General features: G+C 34.2%; 15 protein-coding genes. 8 read left to right on the forward strand and 7 right to left on the reverse strand.

Annotated elements, in window-relative coordinates; genetic code table 11:
* Positions 1-63: 63 nt before the first annotated feature.
* The 7 genes from clpP to ABW636_RS01740 form a co-directional block, all read right to left on the reverse strand.
* A complete protein-coding gene (gene clpP / locus ABW636_RS01710; RefSeq protein ID WP_367588220.1) occupies positions 64-738 on the reverse strand; it encodes an ATP-dependent Clp endopeptidase proteolytic subunit ClpP in 675 nt (224 codons plus the stop codon).
* A 103-nt stretch (positions 739-841) separates the two neighbouring features.
* Positions 842-2164 carry a trigger factor gene (gene tig / locus ABW636_RS01715; RefSeq protein WP_367588221.1) on the reverse strand — a complete coding sequence of 441 codons (1323 nt, stop codon included), beginning with the start codon at positions 2162-2164 and terminating at the stop codon, positions 842-844.
* A 96-nt stretch (positions 2165-2260) separates the two neighbouring features.
* Positions 2261-2608: a phage holin family protein gene (locus tag ABW636_RS01720; RefSeq protein WP_367588222.1), complete on the reverse strand. Its 348-nt coding sequence runs from the start codon at positions 2606-2608 to the stop codon at positions 2261-2263.
* A 101-nt stretch (positions 2609-2709) separates the two neighbouring features.
* Positions 2710-4326 (reverse strand): G-D-S-L family lipolytic protein, encoded by a 1617-nt coding sequence (locus ABW636_RS01725; RefSeq protein ID WP_367588223.1) that lies wholly within the window; start codon positions 4324-4326, stop codon positions 2710-2712.
* Positions 4327-4331: 5 nt separating this feature from the next.
* The gene (locus ABW636_RS01730) at positions 4332-5585 is read right to left on the reverse strand and encodes an OmpP1/FadL family transporter (RefSeq protein ID WP_367588224.1); all 1254 of its coding nucleotides are present in this window, start codon (positions 5583-5585) and stop codon (positions 4332-4334) included.
* Between the two features lie 124 nt (positions 5586-5709).
* A complete protein-coding gene (locus tag ABW636_RS01735; RefSeq protein ID WP_367588225.1) occupies positions 5710-6477 on the reverse strand; it encodes an alpha/beta fold hydrolase in 768 nt (255 codons plus the stop codon).
* A gap of 9 nt (positions 6478-6486) precedes the next feature.
* Positions 6487-7200: a pyridoxine 5'-phosphate synthase gene (locus tag ABW636_RS01740; protein WP_367588226.1), complete on the reverse strand. Its 714-nt coding sequence runs from the start codon at positions 7198-7200 to the stop codon at positions 6487-6489.
* A 101-nt stretch (positions 7201-7301) separates the two neighbouring features.
* Here ABW636_RS01740 and ABW636_RS01745 point away from each other — a divergent pair, with 101 nt between their 5' ends.
* From ABW636_RS01745 to murI, 8 genes are all read left to right on the forward strand, one after another.
* The gene (locus ABW636_RS01745) at positions 7302-7958 is read left to right on the forward strand and encodes a CBS domain-containing protein (RefSeq protein ID WP_367588227.1); all 657 of its coding nucleotides are present in this window, start codon (positions 7302-7304) and stop codon (positions 7956-7958) included.
* A gap of 37 nt (positions 7959-7995) precedes the next feature.
* Positions 7996-8880: an NAD kinase gene (locus ABW636_RS01750; protein ID WP_367588228.1), complete on the forward strand. Its 885-nt coding sequence runs from the start codon at positions 7996-7998 to the stop codon at positions 8878-8880.
* A 99-nt stretch (positions 8881-8979) separates the two neighbouring features.
* The gene (gene porG, locus ABW636_RS01755; protein WP_367588229.1) at positions 8980-9657 is read left to right on the forward strand and encodes a type IX secretion system protein PorG; all 678 of its coding nucleotides are present in this window, start codon (positions 8980-8982) and stop codon (positions 9655-9657) included.
* 3 nt (positions 9658-9660) lie between these two features.
* Positions 9661-10398 (forward strand): undecaprenyl pyrophosphate synthase, encoded by a 738-nt coding sequence (gene uppS, locus ABW636_RS01760; RefSeq protein WP_367588230.1) that lies wholly within the window; start codon positions 9661-9663, stop codon positions 10396-10398.
* Positions 10399-10402: 4 nt separating this feature from the next.
* Positions 10403-13033 (forward strand): BamA/OMP85 family outer membrane protein, encoded by a 2631-nt coding sequence (locus ABW636_RS01765; RefSeq protein WP_367588231.1) that lies wholly within the window; start codon positions 10403-10405, stop codon positions 13031-13033.
* Positions 13034-13068: 35 nt separating this feature from the next.
* Positions 13069-13899, forward strand: coding sequence for an OmpH/Skp family outer membrane protein (locus tag ABW636_RS01770; protein ID WP_367588232.1), 831 nt, complete (start codon positions 13069-13071; stop codon positions 13897-13899).
* A 45-nt stretch (positions 13900-13944) separates the two neighbouring features.
* Positions 13945-14454 carry an OmpH/Skp family outer membrane protein gene (locus tag ABW636_RS01775; RefSeq protein WP_367588233.1) on the forward strand — a complete coding sequence of 170 codons (510 nt, stop codon included), beginning with the start codon at positions 13945-13947 and terminating at the stop codon, positions 14452-14454.
* An 86-nt stretch (positions 14455-14540) separates the two neighbouring features.
* Complete coding sequence (murI, locus tag ABW636_RS01780) at positions 14541-15332, forward strand: glutamate racemase (protein WP_367588234.1); 792 nt, start codon at positions 14541-14543, stop codon at positions 15330-15332.
* Positions 15333-15555 lie beyond the last annotated feature (223 nt).

The following is a 15555-nucleotide window of genomic DNA, read 5'->3' on the forward strand; positions in this document are numbered from 1 at the left end:
TCATGTTCTTGTATTCATCTAGTTTTACATAAAAATAAAACCAGTACTCCAGAAATTACTTTCTTATTCTCTGGTTAAAATCTCATCAATCATCCCGTACTCTAATGCTTTATCTGCCTTCATCCAATAATCTCTATCACTATCTTCATAAACCTTATCATAGGTTTGTCCAGAATGTTTTGCAATGATTTTGTACAATTCTTCTTTCAAGATAAGAATTTCTCTAGCTGTAATCTCTATATCACTTGCTTGTCCTTGAGCACCTCCTAATGGTTGGTGAATCATCACACGGCTATGTGGCAAACCAGAACGTTTTCCGCTCTGTCCAGCACATAACAAAACAGCTCCCATAGATGCTGCCATTCCTGTACAAATTGTCGCAACTTCAGGCTTTATAAACTGCATGGTATCATATATACCAAGTCCTGCGTATACACTACCTCCTGGTGAGTTAATATATATCTGAATATCTTTTGACGAATCTACACTTTCTAAAAATAATAATTGTGCCTGAACAATATTTGCTACCTGATCATTAATTCCTGTCCCTAAAAAGATGATACGATCCATCATCAGTCGAGAAAAAACATCAAAAATAGCAATATTCATCTGGCGTTCCTCAATAATATTAGGAGTCATCCCCACGGGATACATACTGCTTATTATTTGATTATAATAATTGCTATTAATACCGTGATGTTTTGTAGCGTATTTTTCGAATTCTTTTGTGTAATCCATTATTTCTATTTTCTGAATTTTTATTGATAAAAAAGGCGTTAATCTAAAAATAGTTTAACGCCCTAAATATAAGTATAAATTCCTTAGTAGAATATTACATTTCTTATTTGTAAACCTCTTTTATAAAATCTTCGAAATTAACTTCTTTCTCCTTTAACTTGGCATTTTCTTTATAATAACCTAGCAATTTCTTGCTCATCAATTGCTCAGAAATTCTTTTTACCTCATCTTGATTCGACAAAATTCTAGCCGCAATATCCTCTAACTCCTTATCTTCTGGCGAGTTTTGACCAAATTGAGCCATTTGCCCCTTAATTAGTTCTTTAGCAAACTCTTTTAATTCTTCAAAAGTTACCTGAAGATTATTATCATTAATTATCTTTCCTTCAATTAATTGATAACGCAATCCTTTTTCACTCTTTTCAAATTCATCTTTTGCTTCATCTTCTGTTATAGGTTGTTCACCTGTAGCGCGAATCCATCTTTTCAAAAACTCTATCGGAAGATCAAACTTTGTATTCTCCAACAAACTTTCTGTAATATCATTAAGCAACTGCTGTTCTGATTGTTGCTCGAATTGACGCTCTGCATCTGTCTTTATTTTTTCTTTTAGCTCGCTAACCGTTTTAATAACACCAGGACCATATAACTTATCAAACAACTCCTGATCTAAATCCGCAAGTTCTTGTGTATTTATTTCTGAAACAGTAAAAGTAAGTTCGATATCCAAATTCTGAGCTTCCTCGTTTTCTATCTTTAATGCACTAACCAAATCTTGGTCTTCATTAAACAATCCTTTTGATTTTAACTTGATCGCATCTCCTACTTTTGCTCCAACGAACTTATCAAGATTCCTCTTCCCTTTTATTTTATCTAATTCAAGGGTAAAAGCATTATCAATTTCTTTTTCTTCACTAGTAAAAGTACCAGCCACTAAATCACCTTTTTCTGCAACCTCTTTAGAGATCAATTTACCATACTGCTTTTGTATAGTTTTTACTTGATTCTCTATCATTTCTTCTGTAGCAACTATCTTATAATGTGTAATTGCTTTTTTACCGCTAAGATTTACTTCAAATTTTGGAGCAAGACCTAATTCAAACTCGAAAGAATAATTTTCTGCATCCCAGTCAAAATCTTCTTTTTCCTTAGGCAAAGGATTCCCTAAAACGTCAAGTTTCTCTTCTGTGAGATATTTATTCAATGCATCTTGCAATAGTTTATTTACCTCATCTACCAAAACTGCTTTTCCATACTGTTTTTTGACAAGTCCCATAGGAACGTGGCCTTTTCTAAAACCAGGAATATTAGCATTTTTACGGTAGTCTTTAAGGATTTTTTCCACCTTATCACTATAATCGTCTTTAGTGATATCTACGGTTACTACTGCATTTAATTCGTCTAATTGCTCTTTTGAAATATTCATTATCTCTACGTTTACTACTAAAAATTGGGTTGCAAAAGTAACACTTTTTTACATCACAACAAATTTTTAACTCTCTGAAAAACAGCAACCATTACATTATGCCTTATCTTTCTTTAAAATTGAATATAGTATCGACTGAAATACGGACAACAAAACACTAAAAATCAGTGCCCATAACCAACCATTCACACTAAATCCTGCCACAAAATAATCGGCCAATAAAATAATAGCTGCATTAATAACCAGAAGAAACAATCCTAAAGTAACCACGGTTACAGGAAACGTCAAAATCACTAATAAAGGTTTAACGATTCCGTTTAGAATTGCCAAAACAACAGCTACTACAATAGCACTTACATAATTATCTACCCCTACCCCAGGAAGAATTTTTGACAATACGAGTACTGCCAGAGCACTTAAAATAAGTTTAATTAAAAAATTCATAATTATTGAATTAAAAAAAACCTGCTGAAAAAAAACAGCAGGTTTACATTTATACTATATCCATTAATCTAGTCGAATTAATTTTTATTTGCGACTTCATATTAATTTACGTCGTTACTAAGGGTCACTGTTCCAAATGAACTTGGATTAACACTTGGCAAACTAGCTCCATAAGTTTTTTCTATTGCCTCGATTACTCCATTTGTAATAATCGCATGTCCACGCGGTGTTGGATGCACTCCATCTAAAGAAAATCCTCCTCCACTCACAAATTCTGAAGTCACAATCCCTCCATCTATAGGAATACCACCATTTGCTGCTTGTGCCAAACCAGCTGCAGCGTCGTAATACGCAAGGCCATTTGCTATCGTCAATCCTTTAATTGTTTCATTATAAGCCGTACGAGCATTCTCTATAGCGGTTTGCTCATCTGGAGTCAACACCCACTTATCTTCTAAAGGAAATGTTACTCCATTAACAGATAACTCTCCAGCATCTTCTTGCGACAATCCCAAACCTACCAATTCGGCAAATCTTTCTTCGTTTATCTGACCTATAATACTTGAACTCGTTAATACTAGCAAATCTTCTGCGGTCGCTTGTCTAGCCTGACCATATTGAGCACCAAAAAGACCTGCTTGCACAGCTCCCAAAAGTGGTGTTAACGCCGCCGTTAATTGGGCTGTTTTATCTTCTAACGATTCATCTTTTATCACTACTGCACTTGCTCCTGTTGTAGAAAACTCTATAGCTCTTTCTGGCACACCAATCCCTGCAAATGCTAAATTTAATCCGGCGTACGTTTCATTCAATGTAGGGATTTGAGGTCCAAAACTAGCATCCAAAGGGCTTAATGGAGCATAAGGCACTGTTGTAAAAAACGGTATAGAAGTTACGCTTGGTAAACTTAATAAAACCCCTTTGGCACCATTAGCCATTAACCCGTCGACCAATTGAGTATAAACTCCTGCAAAAACATTGGAATTGGTAATATCATTTGAGCCATGCGCCTCAATACCCATATCAGCAGCTGTATTACGATCCTCTCCTACTCCTCCAGAAGTTGCATAACTCAAAATATCGTTATTCCCAATCCACAGACTAAAAAATGTTGGGTTTTGAACGACCGCATCGTTTAGAACATTAGCAGTTGCAGAAGACGCAAACCTAGCAAAATAAGGATTAGCTGCTCCGGTTGCAATACCAGCAACATTACCATAACCAGGAGCTACTAAATGATAACTCTTGGCTCCCGGCACTCCCATATTATTAAAAGAGCTTCCTATATTGTTTGAAACTTCTGTAGTTGCACTTGCTCCTGTATAAATTTCGGGTCCTAACGGTGTTCCATCTTCATTAAATACTAATACACGCCTATTAGGAAATTGATTAACCCCTGCTAAATCAGTAATTGCATTTCCATTTAACAACAAACCTCCCGCATTATCTGCCATCAATGGCTGGGTAAAATCTCCCCCACCTGCAAATGCAAATTGTTTAGATAAGATATTTGGATACGAATTTTCCTGACCTGTAATATATAATGCCCCATCTGCAAACCCTGCAGTTAGAGAGTTTCCTAAAGCAATATATTTACTAAAATCGGCTTCTCCACTTTTATATACTCCGGATTCGTCAATTGGATTATCAAATTCTGGTTCACATGCTATTAATCCTAATGCTAGTACTGCTAAATATTTTATATTTTTCTTCATCATCGCTATTACATTTTATAAGTTAAACCTAGTCCCGGCGCAAATGCGCTTGATTTATATGTTCCTCCGAATACTTCTGTACCTCCTGTTGCATTTGTTCCAAAATCATACGAAGCATTAATTTCGTTAAACCTCACATATATAAATGAAGCATCGACTGCTAATTTTGATGTAATCGCATAACTAAGTCCTCCTGTAAAACCGTCTGAATCGTTTCTTGGGGTTTCTGGAGCAAAGTACCCAGCTTGAACCGGAGTTTCATCACGATAATATCCTGCTCTCAACGTAACCTTATCTGCCACTTGATACTGCAATCCTAAACGATATACAGTAGAGTTTTTATAATTACGAGGATTGTTAGAATCAGTATTTCTTGGGCTAGAAAAATCAATATCTAAAGATTCGTACACATCCCAGAACTGTCTATTAAAATCAAATGCAAACACCCATTTTTTATAGGTATACGAGGCTCCCAACGTTAACTCTGCTGGTAAAGGTAATTCTGCTCTAAAGCCATCTGTTCCATTTGCAGGAACTGCTGGAGAATCTGAAAAGTTTGTAAAAGTTGCCTCTCCGTCTTCTGATTCAATAAGAATTTTACTTCTATAATTAAACCCTATATGCAAATCTTTGGTTGGATTAAGCATGGCACCAATACTCCACCCCCAATTACTTACTCCAGAATCTTCAATTGCCACATTTGATCTATTTCCTTCTATATCTGTTGTTGTTCTACTTGCATTACGATTAAATTTCACAGAACCAGTTGCATAAATTGGTCCTCCACCAATACTAAAAAATTCAGAGAGCTTAAAAGATACCACAGGCTGTACATATATAGCCGCTAATTCAATACTATTTACCAAATGTGACCCTGCCCAATCTGTTGGCCAAGCCACTTCACTTCCGTAAGGAGTATACACACCCAATCCAACAGACATCCAATCATTTACTTTATAAGATCCATATAAATTAAGAGGAGTTCCTACAGAACTATCCGTTTGAGCAGAAGTACCAAATGTTTCATTTTGATAAATCACATCTGTAAAAACAGCACTTACACCAACACTTACGTTTAATTTATTTTCTAAGTAAACAAGACCAGCCGGATTAAAAAATACCAGCTCTGCATTGTCAACTACGGCAACACCTGTATGCCCCATTGCCAATGCTCTTTGTCCTTGAATACTTACTCTATATCCACCTGCATAAGTGACTGTCGCCACAGAGATGAATACAACTAATAATAATAGTTTTCTCATAATATATTTAGAATTGATTTTTATTATTTTAGGGTTTATGAAAAGATTGTTTTACCAAAAATAATGGAAAATACGAATTATCCAACCTAAATGAGTAAAATATTATGCACACATAGCATTTTGTTTAATTTTTCACAAATCCTAATACCTCGGTTAAAAAGTCTGTTGGGTTTTCTGCATGTAGCCAATGTCCGGCTCCAGAAATTTCCCTAAACGTCGAATTCACAAACTGTTTTTTTACCTTTACTATATCATCTTCCTCAATATAATTAGAGCGTTCTCCTTTCAGAAAAAGAGTCGTTCCTTGATAACTATATGCTTCTGGCAATGCGACTCCTATTTCATGTGCATTTTCTACCAGGGATTTAAGATTAAGCCTTAATCCGAGTGCTCCTTTGTTTTTCCAATACAAATTTTTCAGAAGAAACATTCGTACTCCAGAATCCGGCACGTATTTCTCCAGTTCTTTGTCCACAGCACCTCTAGAATCAAGAGTTTCAAAATCTAATGATCCTAAACCATCTAAAATATCCTGATGGTGCAGTGGATAATATTTGGGACCTATATCAGCAACTAATAGTTTATCCAGTAACTCTGGAAATTTTACTGCAAAAAGCATTGCTGTCTTACCTCCCATCGAATGCCCTAATAAAATGACATTGTTTAAATTATTTTCTTCACAATAAATCTTTAGATCCTTAGCCATCAATTCGTAGCTAAACTCATCATTATGTGGGCTTCTACCATGATTTCTCTGATCTATCAAATGCACCTGAAAACCCTTTTCTGCAATTTTTTTTCCTAATGTTTTCCAGTTATCTCCCATCCCTAGAAAGCCATGAAGAATTAAAAAAGATTTCCCTTGTCCAAAAACATTTGCATACAACTTCATAAAAACAAATTATTTAAGTCTGTGTAGATACATATTCACCACATTTTCTATACCTAGATACAGAGATTCGCTAATCAAAGCATGTCCAATAGACACTTCTAGTAAATCCGGAATATTTTCTTTAAAAAAAGCAATATTATCCAGAGACAGGTCATGTCCAGCATTCACCCCTAAGTTCAATTCGTTAGCAATTTGAGCACAAGATGCGTATGGTTTTACAGCTTCTTTATTTCCTTTTGCAAATTCTGATGCAAAGTCCTCGGTATACAACTCTATCCTATCAGTTCCTGTCAAAGCTGCTCCTTCTATCATTTCGGGGACGGGATCAACAAATATAGAAGTCCTAATATCATTACGCTTAAACTCGGCAATTACATCTTTCAGAAAATCGGTATGCTTCTTAGTATCCCATCCAGCGTTACTAGTAATTGCATCTTCTGCATCGGGCACCAAAGTGACTTGCGTAGGCTTTACCTCCAAAACCAACTCTATAAACTTTGGAATTGGATTTCCTTCTATATTATACTCTGTATTAACAATAGGTTTAAGATCGTGAGCATCCTGGTATCGTATATGTCTTTCATCTGGCCTTGGGTGAATTGTGATTCCCTGACCACCAAAACGCTGTATATCTTTGACTACTTGAATCAAATTAGGAGTATTTCCTCCTCTTGAATTACGTAATGTTGCTATTTTATTAACATTAACACTTAATTTTGTCATAGTTTTTGATGTCTTTAACTAAAAAAGCAAAAATACGAAGTTGAGAACGCCTCGATTGTATATTTTTTGATTATTTTGCATAAGATAGTCCCTATAAAGTTATGAAAACAAGTTTATATATTGTTAATGAAATAGAACCTTTTGATGTATCCGTTAAAGTTTCGGAAGCTCAATTGCTGTTTAATGAATTGACTTACACTCATTTCCCGGTTATCAAGGAAAATGTTTTTTTAGGATGTATATCCGAAACCGATATTAGATGCTTTGAAGCTGATAAGTTATTGGGTGAATACCAATATTCATTAGAAGGTTTTTTTGTTAGAAAAGATACGAATTGGCTAGATATTCTTGAATCTTTTGCAAAAAACAATTCTAACATCATGCCCGTACTAGATGATAATAACAATTATTTAGGTTTTTTCGAGCTTGGCGATATTATTACCCTTTTTAATGAAACTCCTTTCTTAAGTGAACCTGGTAATATTCTAATTGTAGAAAAAGGCATTCAGGATTATTCTTTTAGTGAAATATCTCAAATTGTAGAATCTAACAATGCCAAAGTACTAGGATTATTCATATCAAACATGGAGAATGATGTAGCTCAAATCACTTTAAAAATAAATGATAGTGACATCAATAATATAGTTCAAACATTTAGAAGATATAGCTATAATATTGTTTCTAAACATCATGATGACTCCTTCTTGACAAATTTAAAAGAAAGATCACAATACCTAGCAAAATACCTAAACATATAGCGCACATAAACCACGATTCACTTAACACAAGCAACTAATGAAAATAGGTATATATGGCCAATTTTATCACAAAAACTCAGAAGTTTATATCCAACAACTTCTAGAGACACTAGACGAAAATGGTGTTGAAGTTGTCATTGAAAAGAAATTTTTAGAGTTGATTCATTTACATGATCAAATTGATAAGATTTATTCACACTTTAGCACTTTTGAAGAACTAGACACATCCTATGATCTTTTTTTCAGTATTGGAGGAGATGGTACCATTCTAAAAACAATTACTTATGTAAGAGATTTAGGAATCCCAATTGCTGGAATCAATACAGGAAGGCTTGGTTTTTTAGCAACCATTCAAAAGGAAGAAATAAAAGATAGCATATCGCTAATATTAAATAAAAAATATTACATCTCATCCAGAAGTTTGATTACTGTCGAGACGGCACCACCAACGGGAGAGTTTGGAGTACTAAACTTTGCATTAAACGAAGTAGCAGTAAGTAGAAGAAATACAACTTCTATGATTTCTGTAGACACCAATCTTAATGACGAGTTTCTTACCACTTATTGGGCCGATGGATTAATTGTATCCACTCCTACAGGCTCTACAGGATATTCTTTAAGTTGTGGTGGACCAGTAATGATGCCTGATTCACAAAATATGATTCTTACTCCTATTGCTCCTCACAACCTCAATGTACGACCTCTTGTGATATCAGACAACCAAAAAATAGAATTAAAAGTCTCTGGTAGGGAGAATTCTTATTTGGTATCATTGGATTCACGAATACACACACTACCTAATGAAACTACCGTAGTAATAAAAAAGGCTTCTTTTAAAATTAATATGGTCATTTTACAGGATAATAGCTTTCTAAAAACCCTTAGAAAAAAGATGCTTTGGGGAGAAGATAAACGTAATTGAACAATAAAACATGCTAAAAAGTGTTTTTTATTCATACTATTTTACTCAAATTCTTGTGTACTAAAGTTAATTGTTATATTTGCAAACTTTTGAAAATCTATGAGATACTTAGCATCATTTTTAATTGTACTATTTTTTACTCAGTCAATCACTTCACAAACGTATGAAGTCGGTTTGATGTTGGGAGGGTCAAATTATGTAGGAGATGTTGGATCTACCCAATACATTTCACCTAATGCTTTTGCATTTGGAGCCATAGGAAAATGGAACCGAAGCAAACGCCATGCATTTAGAGCTTCTTTTTTATTCGCAAATCTTAATGCAGATGATGCCTGGGGTGATGAGCGACGCACATCCAGAGGCTTAAGTTTTAAAAATTCTGTAAAAGAAGTATCTGTAGGAATGGAATTTAATTTCTGGGATTGGTATCTTTACGACGGAAAACCACAATTTACCCCATATTTATATACTGGTTTTACTACTTTAAACTATGGAGCACAAGCAATTGACGCTAATAATGAGATAAACTCATATGCAGATAAATGGAGTTTTGCGATCCCGATGGTTTTAGGTATCAAAAAAACAGTAGGAAGAAAATTTGTTCTTGGTGCAGAAATTGGTGCCAGGTATACATTTACAGATAATCTGGATGGTAGTGACCCAGACCCAAGAGTTGGTACAGGGTTTGGTAATTTAAATAATAACGACTGGTATTTTTTCACAGGAATAACATTTTCGTACACATGGGGAAGAACTCCGTGTTATTGTACTTTTTAAACAATGATTGATAAAGAACAACTAAATTCTAATATCCCCCAACATATTGCCATTATCATGGACGGTAATGGACGATGGGCCAAAAAAAAAGGTTTATTTAGAGCTGCAGGTCATGAAAACGGGACAAAATCTGTTCGTGAAACCGTAGAAGGCAGTGTAGAAATAGGTGTGAAATACTTAACACTCTATGCTTTTTCTACAGAAAACTGGAATCGACCAAAACTAGAGGTAGATACTTTGATGAAACTCCTGGTAAGCTCTTTAAAAAAAGAAATCAAAACACTTCAGGACAATGACATTAAGCTAAATGCCATAGGTAACTTACAATCCCTTCCTTCAAAAGCCAGAGAAGAATTAACAGAGGTTATTGACAAAACCAAAACCAATACTCAAATGACACTAACCTTAGCTCTTAGCTATGGTAGTAGAGAAGAGATTGCAAAAACTGTTCAAGAAATAAGTATTAAAGTTAAAAATGGTGTAATTTCGCCACACCTTATAAATGAATCAGTCATTAATGAGCATTTGTATACAAAAGATATGCCTGATGTAGATTTATTGATACGTACCAGTGGAGAACAACGTATTAGTAATTTCTTATTATGGCAGATTGCGTATGCAGAATTATATTTTACAGAAATTTTATGGCCCGACTTTAAAAGAAATGATTTATTCGAAGCCATATACAATTATCAAAAAAGAGAAAGAAGATTTGGAAAAACTAGTGAGCAGCTCAGTTAAAGAAATGACAAAACAATTACTTACCTCGTACATTACGATATTCGCCTTATTAATAGCATCATCAATTTCTGCACAGAACTTACCAGGTACTAACGGGAAAGAATACATTATTGGAGACATCAAAGTAACCGGTACCACTACTTATAATGAGAATACTGTAATTACTTTTACCGGATTACGAAAAGGGGAACGTATTTTTCTGCCTGGTGACAAAATAAGTAAAGTCATCAAGAAATTATGGGACCTGGAATTATTTAGCGATATTAATTTTTACATTACCAATATAGAAGGAGAGGTTGCTGACATAGAGATCAACATTCAGGAGGTTTCAGAATTGAACGAAATACGGATAGAAGGTGTAAAAAAACGTAAGGCTGAAGAATTAATTAAGGACAATGGTCTTACCAAAGGTGTAAAAGTAACTGAGAACCTTACTACTACAACTCGTAACTTTATTACGAACAAATACAAAAAAGATGGCTTTCTTAACACCAAGGTGGTAATTAATGCTACTCCTGTAAAAGATACTGTGGTTACTAACAAAGTAAACATGGTTATTCTAATAGATAAAGGAGAAAAAGTAAAGGTTGACAGAATTAATATTGAAGGAAATGAACAGCTTTCTGATGCGAAGGTTCGCAAAGCCATGAAAAACACGAAGCAAAAAAAGCCTTTAAGATTCTGGAAAAGATCAAAATATATCAAATCAGCTTATCTAGAAGATAAAGAGAGCATTGTTACAAAATATAAAGAAAAAGGATATCGAGATGCGCGTGTCATCTCTGACACATTAATTGTTGAGGATGATAAAAGTGTATCTTTAAACTTGACGGTAGAAGAAGGTAATAAACATTACTTTGGTAACATCACTTTTTTAGGAAACAGTGTATATACCGATCGACAATTGGCAAGACAACTAGTTATTAAAAAAGGAGATGTATACAATAGTGTTCTCTTAGAAAAACAAATTGCAGACAACACTAAACCAGATGCCAATGACCTTACCAATCTATATCAAAACAATGGATACCTATTTTCATCTATTGATCCTGTAGAAACAAGAGTATATAATGATACTATAGATTTTGAAATAAGAGTTCGAGAAGGGAAACTTACCTATTTCGACCATATTACAGTAACAGGAAATGATAAAACAAATGACCATGTAATATATAGAACATTAAGAACAAAACCAGGGCAAAGATACAGTAAAGACCTGGTAGTTAGAACGGTTCGAGAAATAGGACAATTAGGTTTTTTTGATCCTGAATCATTAGAGCCACAATTTCAAAACGCAAATCCTCAAGAAGGTACAATTGACATCAATTACCCGGTAGTAGAAAAAGGATCTAGCCAGATAGAACTTCAAGGAGGTTTTGGTGGTGGTGGTTTTGTAGGAACACTGGGACTAGCTTTTAGCAACTTCTCTATACGCAACATTTTTAATAAAGAATCATATAGCCCTTTACCGATGGGTGATGGCCAAACACTTCGTGTAAGAGCTCAGGCCAGTAGATTCTTTAGAACCTATAGCCTTTCATTTGTAGAACCTTGGTTAGGAGGAAAAAGACCCTATCAATTATCAACTTCTTTTTCTCATACTGTACAATTTTTATTCAATAACAGAACCCGTGATGTAAATAGAGATAGTAAGTTTTTAATCACAGGAGGGTCTATCGGTATTGCTAAACGACTTAATTGGCCTGATAACTACTTTACATTATCCCAAGCAGTAAGTATAAGACACTACAACCTTAAAAACTACAACACTAGACTATTTACATTTGGTAACGGTGAATCTAATGATATTGCATACACTATTGGAATCAATAGAAATAATACAACGGTAAATCCTATTTTCCCTATTGGAGGATCAGAATTTAACATCGTTGCAAAATTCTCATTACCATATTCACTTTTTGATGGTGTGGATTACAAAGAACTTGCAGACAATAAAGCTGCACTAGAAGAAGAAGCGAGTAATTTGGATCGAAATAACACGATTGATTTAGCGAGAAATGCTGAAATCGGAAGAGAAATAGGAGAAATTGATCAGGAACGTTTTAAATGGTTAGAGTACTATAAAATTAAGTTTGATGGTACCTGGTATACAAGTTTAGCAAAATTAGGTAAACACTCCCTTGTTTTACGAACTAAAGCAGAATACGGTTTTCTAGGAGCTTACAACAATAGCCGAGGAAATATCCCATTCGAACGATTTTTCTTAGGAGGTACTTCCCCTGGTGCAAATAACCTTGATGGACGTGAGATTATCCCTTTAAGAGGATATCCAGATCAATCAATTGTCCCACAAAGTAGATCAAATCAATCAGGATTTGATGCCGATGGGGCAACAATTTATAATAAATATTCGTTAGAGCTTCGTTACCCTATAACATTAAAACCAGCAGCATCGATATATATGTTAGGATTTTTAGAAGGTGGAGCATCTTATGATAGTTTCAAAAAGTTCAATCCTTTTCAATTAAATCGTTCTACTGGAGCAGGTTTACGTATATTTATGCCAGCATTTGGATTATTAGGTATTGATTTTGGATATGGTTTTGACCCTATTCCTGGTACAAATAACCCTCATGGATGGCAAACCCATTTTATTATAGGACAACAATTTTAGTTTTGGCACGATTATTTCAATACATACAATAAATCATGAAAACAAAGGGTCTTTTTCTAGTTGCAGCAGCCAGTTGGCTATTATTAACAAATGTACTACAAGCTCAAAAAGGTATTCGCATTGGTTATATCGATATGGCGTATATTCTTGAAAACGTTCCCGAGTACAAAGAGGCATCAAGCGAACTTGAAACCAAAGTACAAAAATGGAAAGTTGAGATAGAAGCCAAATTAAAAGAGGTTGAAGAAATGCGTAAAGCTCTTAATAATGAAAGAGTATTATTAACAAAAGAGCTAATAGAAGAAAGAGAAGAAGATATTTTTTTCAAAGAAAAAGAAGTATTAGAATATCAACAAAAACGATTTGGTCCAAATGGCGACTTGTTCATTCAGAAAAGAAGACTGGTACAACCGGTCCAGGATCAAGTTTTTGTAGCTGTACAAGAAATTGCTAAAAACAAAAAATATGATTTTGTTTTTGACAAATCTGCAGATATGGTGATGTTGTATTCTGCTGATAGATTTGACATTAGTGATCAAGTATTACTAAGATTAAATAGAGCTTCAAAAAGAAAACAATTAAATAGCAAAAAAGAGAAAAAAGCTTTAGAACGAAGTGAAGACAGGTCTGTAGATCAAGAAAAGGAAGTAACAGAAAGAGAAAAAGAAGCAATTAAAAGATTATCAGACAGAGAAGAACTTCTGGCTGTTAGAAAAGCAGAAAGAGACTCTATACGAGCTGCAAAAAAGAAAGAATTTGAAGAAAGAAGAGCAAAATTACTTGCGCTACAAAAAAGAAAAAGAGATTCTATCAACGCACTTAAAGAAAAGAAAGACGATTTAAAAGAAGACGAACCTGAAAATTAATTTTTAAGAATTTATAACACCATTTAATTTAACATTGATTACAAAATGAAACAATTTAGAACATTACTAGTAGCTATAGCACTTATCATAGGAACTTCAAGTTTTGTAAATGCTCAGTCAAAAGTGGGGCATATCGCATCTCAAGAACTTGTAGAAGCTATGCCAGCTTTTAAAGCAGCTAAAGGAGAAATCGAAAAGCTGAACAAAACCTATGATGCTGAAATCAGAAACATGGTACTAGAATTACAAAATACTATCAAAAAGTATTCTCAGGAAGTAGAAACCAAAACCGACGAAGAAAACTTAAAAAGACAGCAAGAAATACAAACAACAGAAAAAAGCATAAACGATTATAGAACAAATGCACTGCAGGATCTTCAGAAAAAAGAAATAGAGCTAATGAAGCCTATTTACGAAAAAGCACGTACTTCTATACAAAAAGTTGCAAGAGCTCAAGGATTTCAATATGTATTAGACTCTACTACAGGAACAGGAGTGATTATGGCAGATGGTAAAGATCTTATGGCGGATGTGAAGAAAGATTTAGGTATCTAAAAATACCTTTTTATAAAAAATATATTAGACAGCGGGAGAACATCTCGCTGTTTTTTTATTTTTGAAACATAATTCTAACTAATACTATGCAAAATAAGCCAATAGGCATATTTGATTCTGGAATTGGAGGTACTTCAGTTTGGCGAGAAATTGTATCATTACTACCTTATGAAAATACAATTTATCTGGCAGATAGTAAAAATGCCCCATATGGAAAACGCAGCAAAGATGAAATTCTCTCATTAAGTATTAAAAACGTAAATAAGCTTTTAGAGCTAAACTGTAAAGCAATAGTCGTAGCATGTAATACAGCAACTACGAATGCCATTAAAACGTTACGTTCTATGTACGATATACCGATAATAGGCATAGAACCAGCAATCAAACCGGCTGCCATAGCCACCCGTACGAAAAGAGTTGGTATACTCGCAACTAAAGGGACTTTATCCAGCTCATTGTTTAACACAACATCTAGCTTATACGCTCATGACATAGAGGTAATAGAAATTATTGGTACAGGTTTAGTAGAACTCATAGAAACGGGTAAAATCGATTCTGATGAAATGCGGGAATTACTGCACTCTTACGTTTTACCAATGGTTCATCAAGACATTGATTATCTTGTCTTAGGATGCACACATTACCCTTATCTTATACCAGAATTAAAGAAAATACTTCCTGATACGGTCAAAATTATCGATTCTGGCGCAGCGGTAGCCAAGCACACCAAAACAGTATTAACAAACAATAGCTTACTTAACAAAGGACCAGAAATAGGCAAACACCTACTTTATACTAATAGTAACATTAGTGCATTAAAAAGTGTGATTACTCCTCAAAACAATTTAACCACAAAAGTGACAACCTTAGATTTCTAATTCTGCTTTTGTTATACCATTTTACTCGAACTACAAAAAACTCTGCAAATCAACTCTTATATTACCTCCTCATAAATCCTCTACTTATTTATATTAATTTTAAAACAACAAAATTTAATTTAACTTCTTAAAATCAGGCCAAAAAGAAAGAAAAAACCTTCTTGTATAGTTATTTTTTTGTTAAAAAATACACTTTATCGAACTTTAACACTTTTCAACGTTT

The organism is Aquimarina discodermiae, from assembly GCF_040786235.1.
Taxonomy (GTDB): Bacteria; Bacteroidota; Bacteroidia; order Flavobacteriales; family Flavobacteriaceae; genus Aquimarina.

Excerpts from the sequence above, each read along its gene's own strand:
- ABW636_RS01730 (WP_367588224.1), bottom strand. The coding sequence starts at position 5,585 with ATGAGAAAACTATTATTATTAGTTGTATTCATCTCTGTGGCGACAGTC.
- clpP (WP_367588220.1), bottom strand. The coding sequence starts at position 738 with ATGGATTACACAAAAGAATTCGAAAAATACGCTACAAAACATCACGGT.
- ABW636_RS01745 (WP_367588227.1), top strand. The coding sequence starts at position 7,302 with ATGAAAACAAGTTTATATATTGTTAATGAAATAGAACCTTTTGATGTA.
- porG (WP_367588229.1), top strand. The coding sequence starts at position 8,980 with ATGAGATACTTAGCATCATTTTTAATTGTACTATTTTTTACTCAGTCA.
- murI (WP_367588234.1), top strand. The coding sequence starts at position 14,541 with ATGCAAAATAAGCCAATAGGCATATTTGATTCTGGAATTGGAGGTACT.
- uppS (WP_367588230.1), top strand. The coding sequence starts at position 9,661 with ATGATTGATAAAGAACAACTAAATTCTAATATCCCCCAACATATTGCC.
- tig (WP_367588221.1), bottom strand. The coding sequence starts at position 2,164 with ATGAATATTTCAAAAGAGCAATTAGACGAATTAAATGCAGTAGTAACC.
- ABW636_RS01765 (WP_367588231.1), top strand. The coding sequence starts at position 10,403 with ATGACAAAACAATTACTTACCTCGTACATTACGATATTCGCCTTATTA.
- ABW636_RS01775 (WP_367588233.1), top strand. The coding sequence starts at position 13,945 with ATGAAACAATTTAGAACATTACTAGTAGCTATAGCACTTATCATAGGA.
- ABW636_RS01735 (WP_367588225.1), bottom strand. The coding sequence starts at position 6,477 with ATGAAGTTGTATGCAAATGTTTTTGGACAAGGGAAATCTTTTTTAATT.
- ABW636_RS01740 (WP_367588226.1), bottom strand. The coding sequence starts at position 7,200 with ATGACAAAATTAAGTGTTAATGTTAATAAAATAGCAACATTACGTAAT.
- ABW636_RS01750 (WP_367588228.1), top strand. The coding sequence starts at position 7,996 with ATGAAAATAGGTATATATGGCCAATTTTATCACAAAAACTCAGAAGTT.
- ABW636_RS01770 (WP_367588232.1), top strand. The coding sequence starts at position 13,069 with ATGAAAACAAAGGGTCTTTTTCTAGTTGCAGCAGCCAGTTGGCTATTA.
- ABW636_RS01720 (WP_367588222.1), bottom strand. The coding sequence starts at position 2,608 with ATGAATTTTTTAATTAAACTTATTTTAAGTGCTCTGGCAGTACTCGTA.
- ABW636_RS01725 (WP_367588223.1), bottom strand. The coding sequence starts at position 4,326 with ATGATGAAGAAAAATATAAAATATTTAGCAGTACTAGCATTAGGATTA.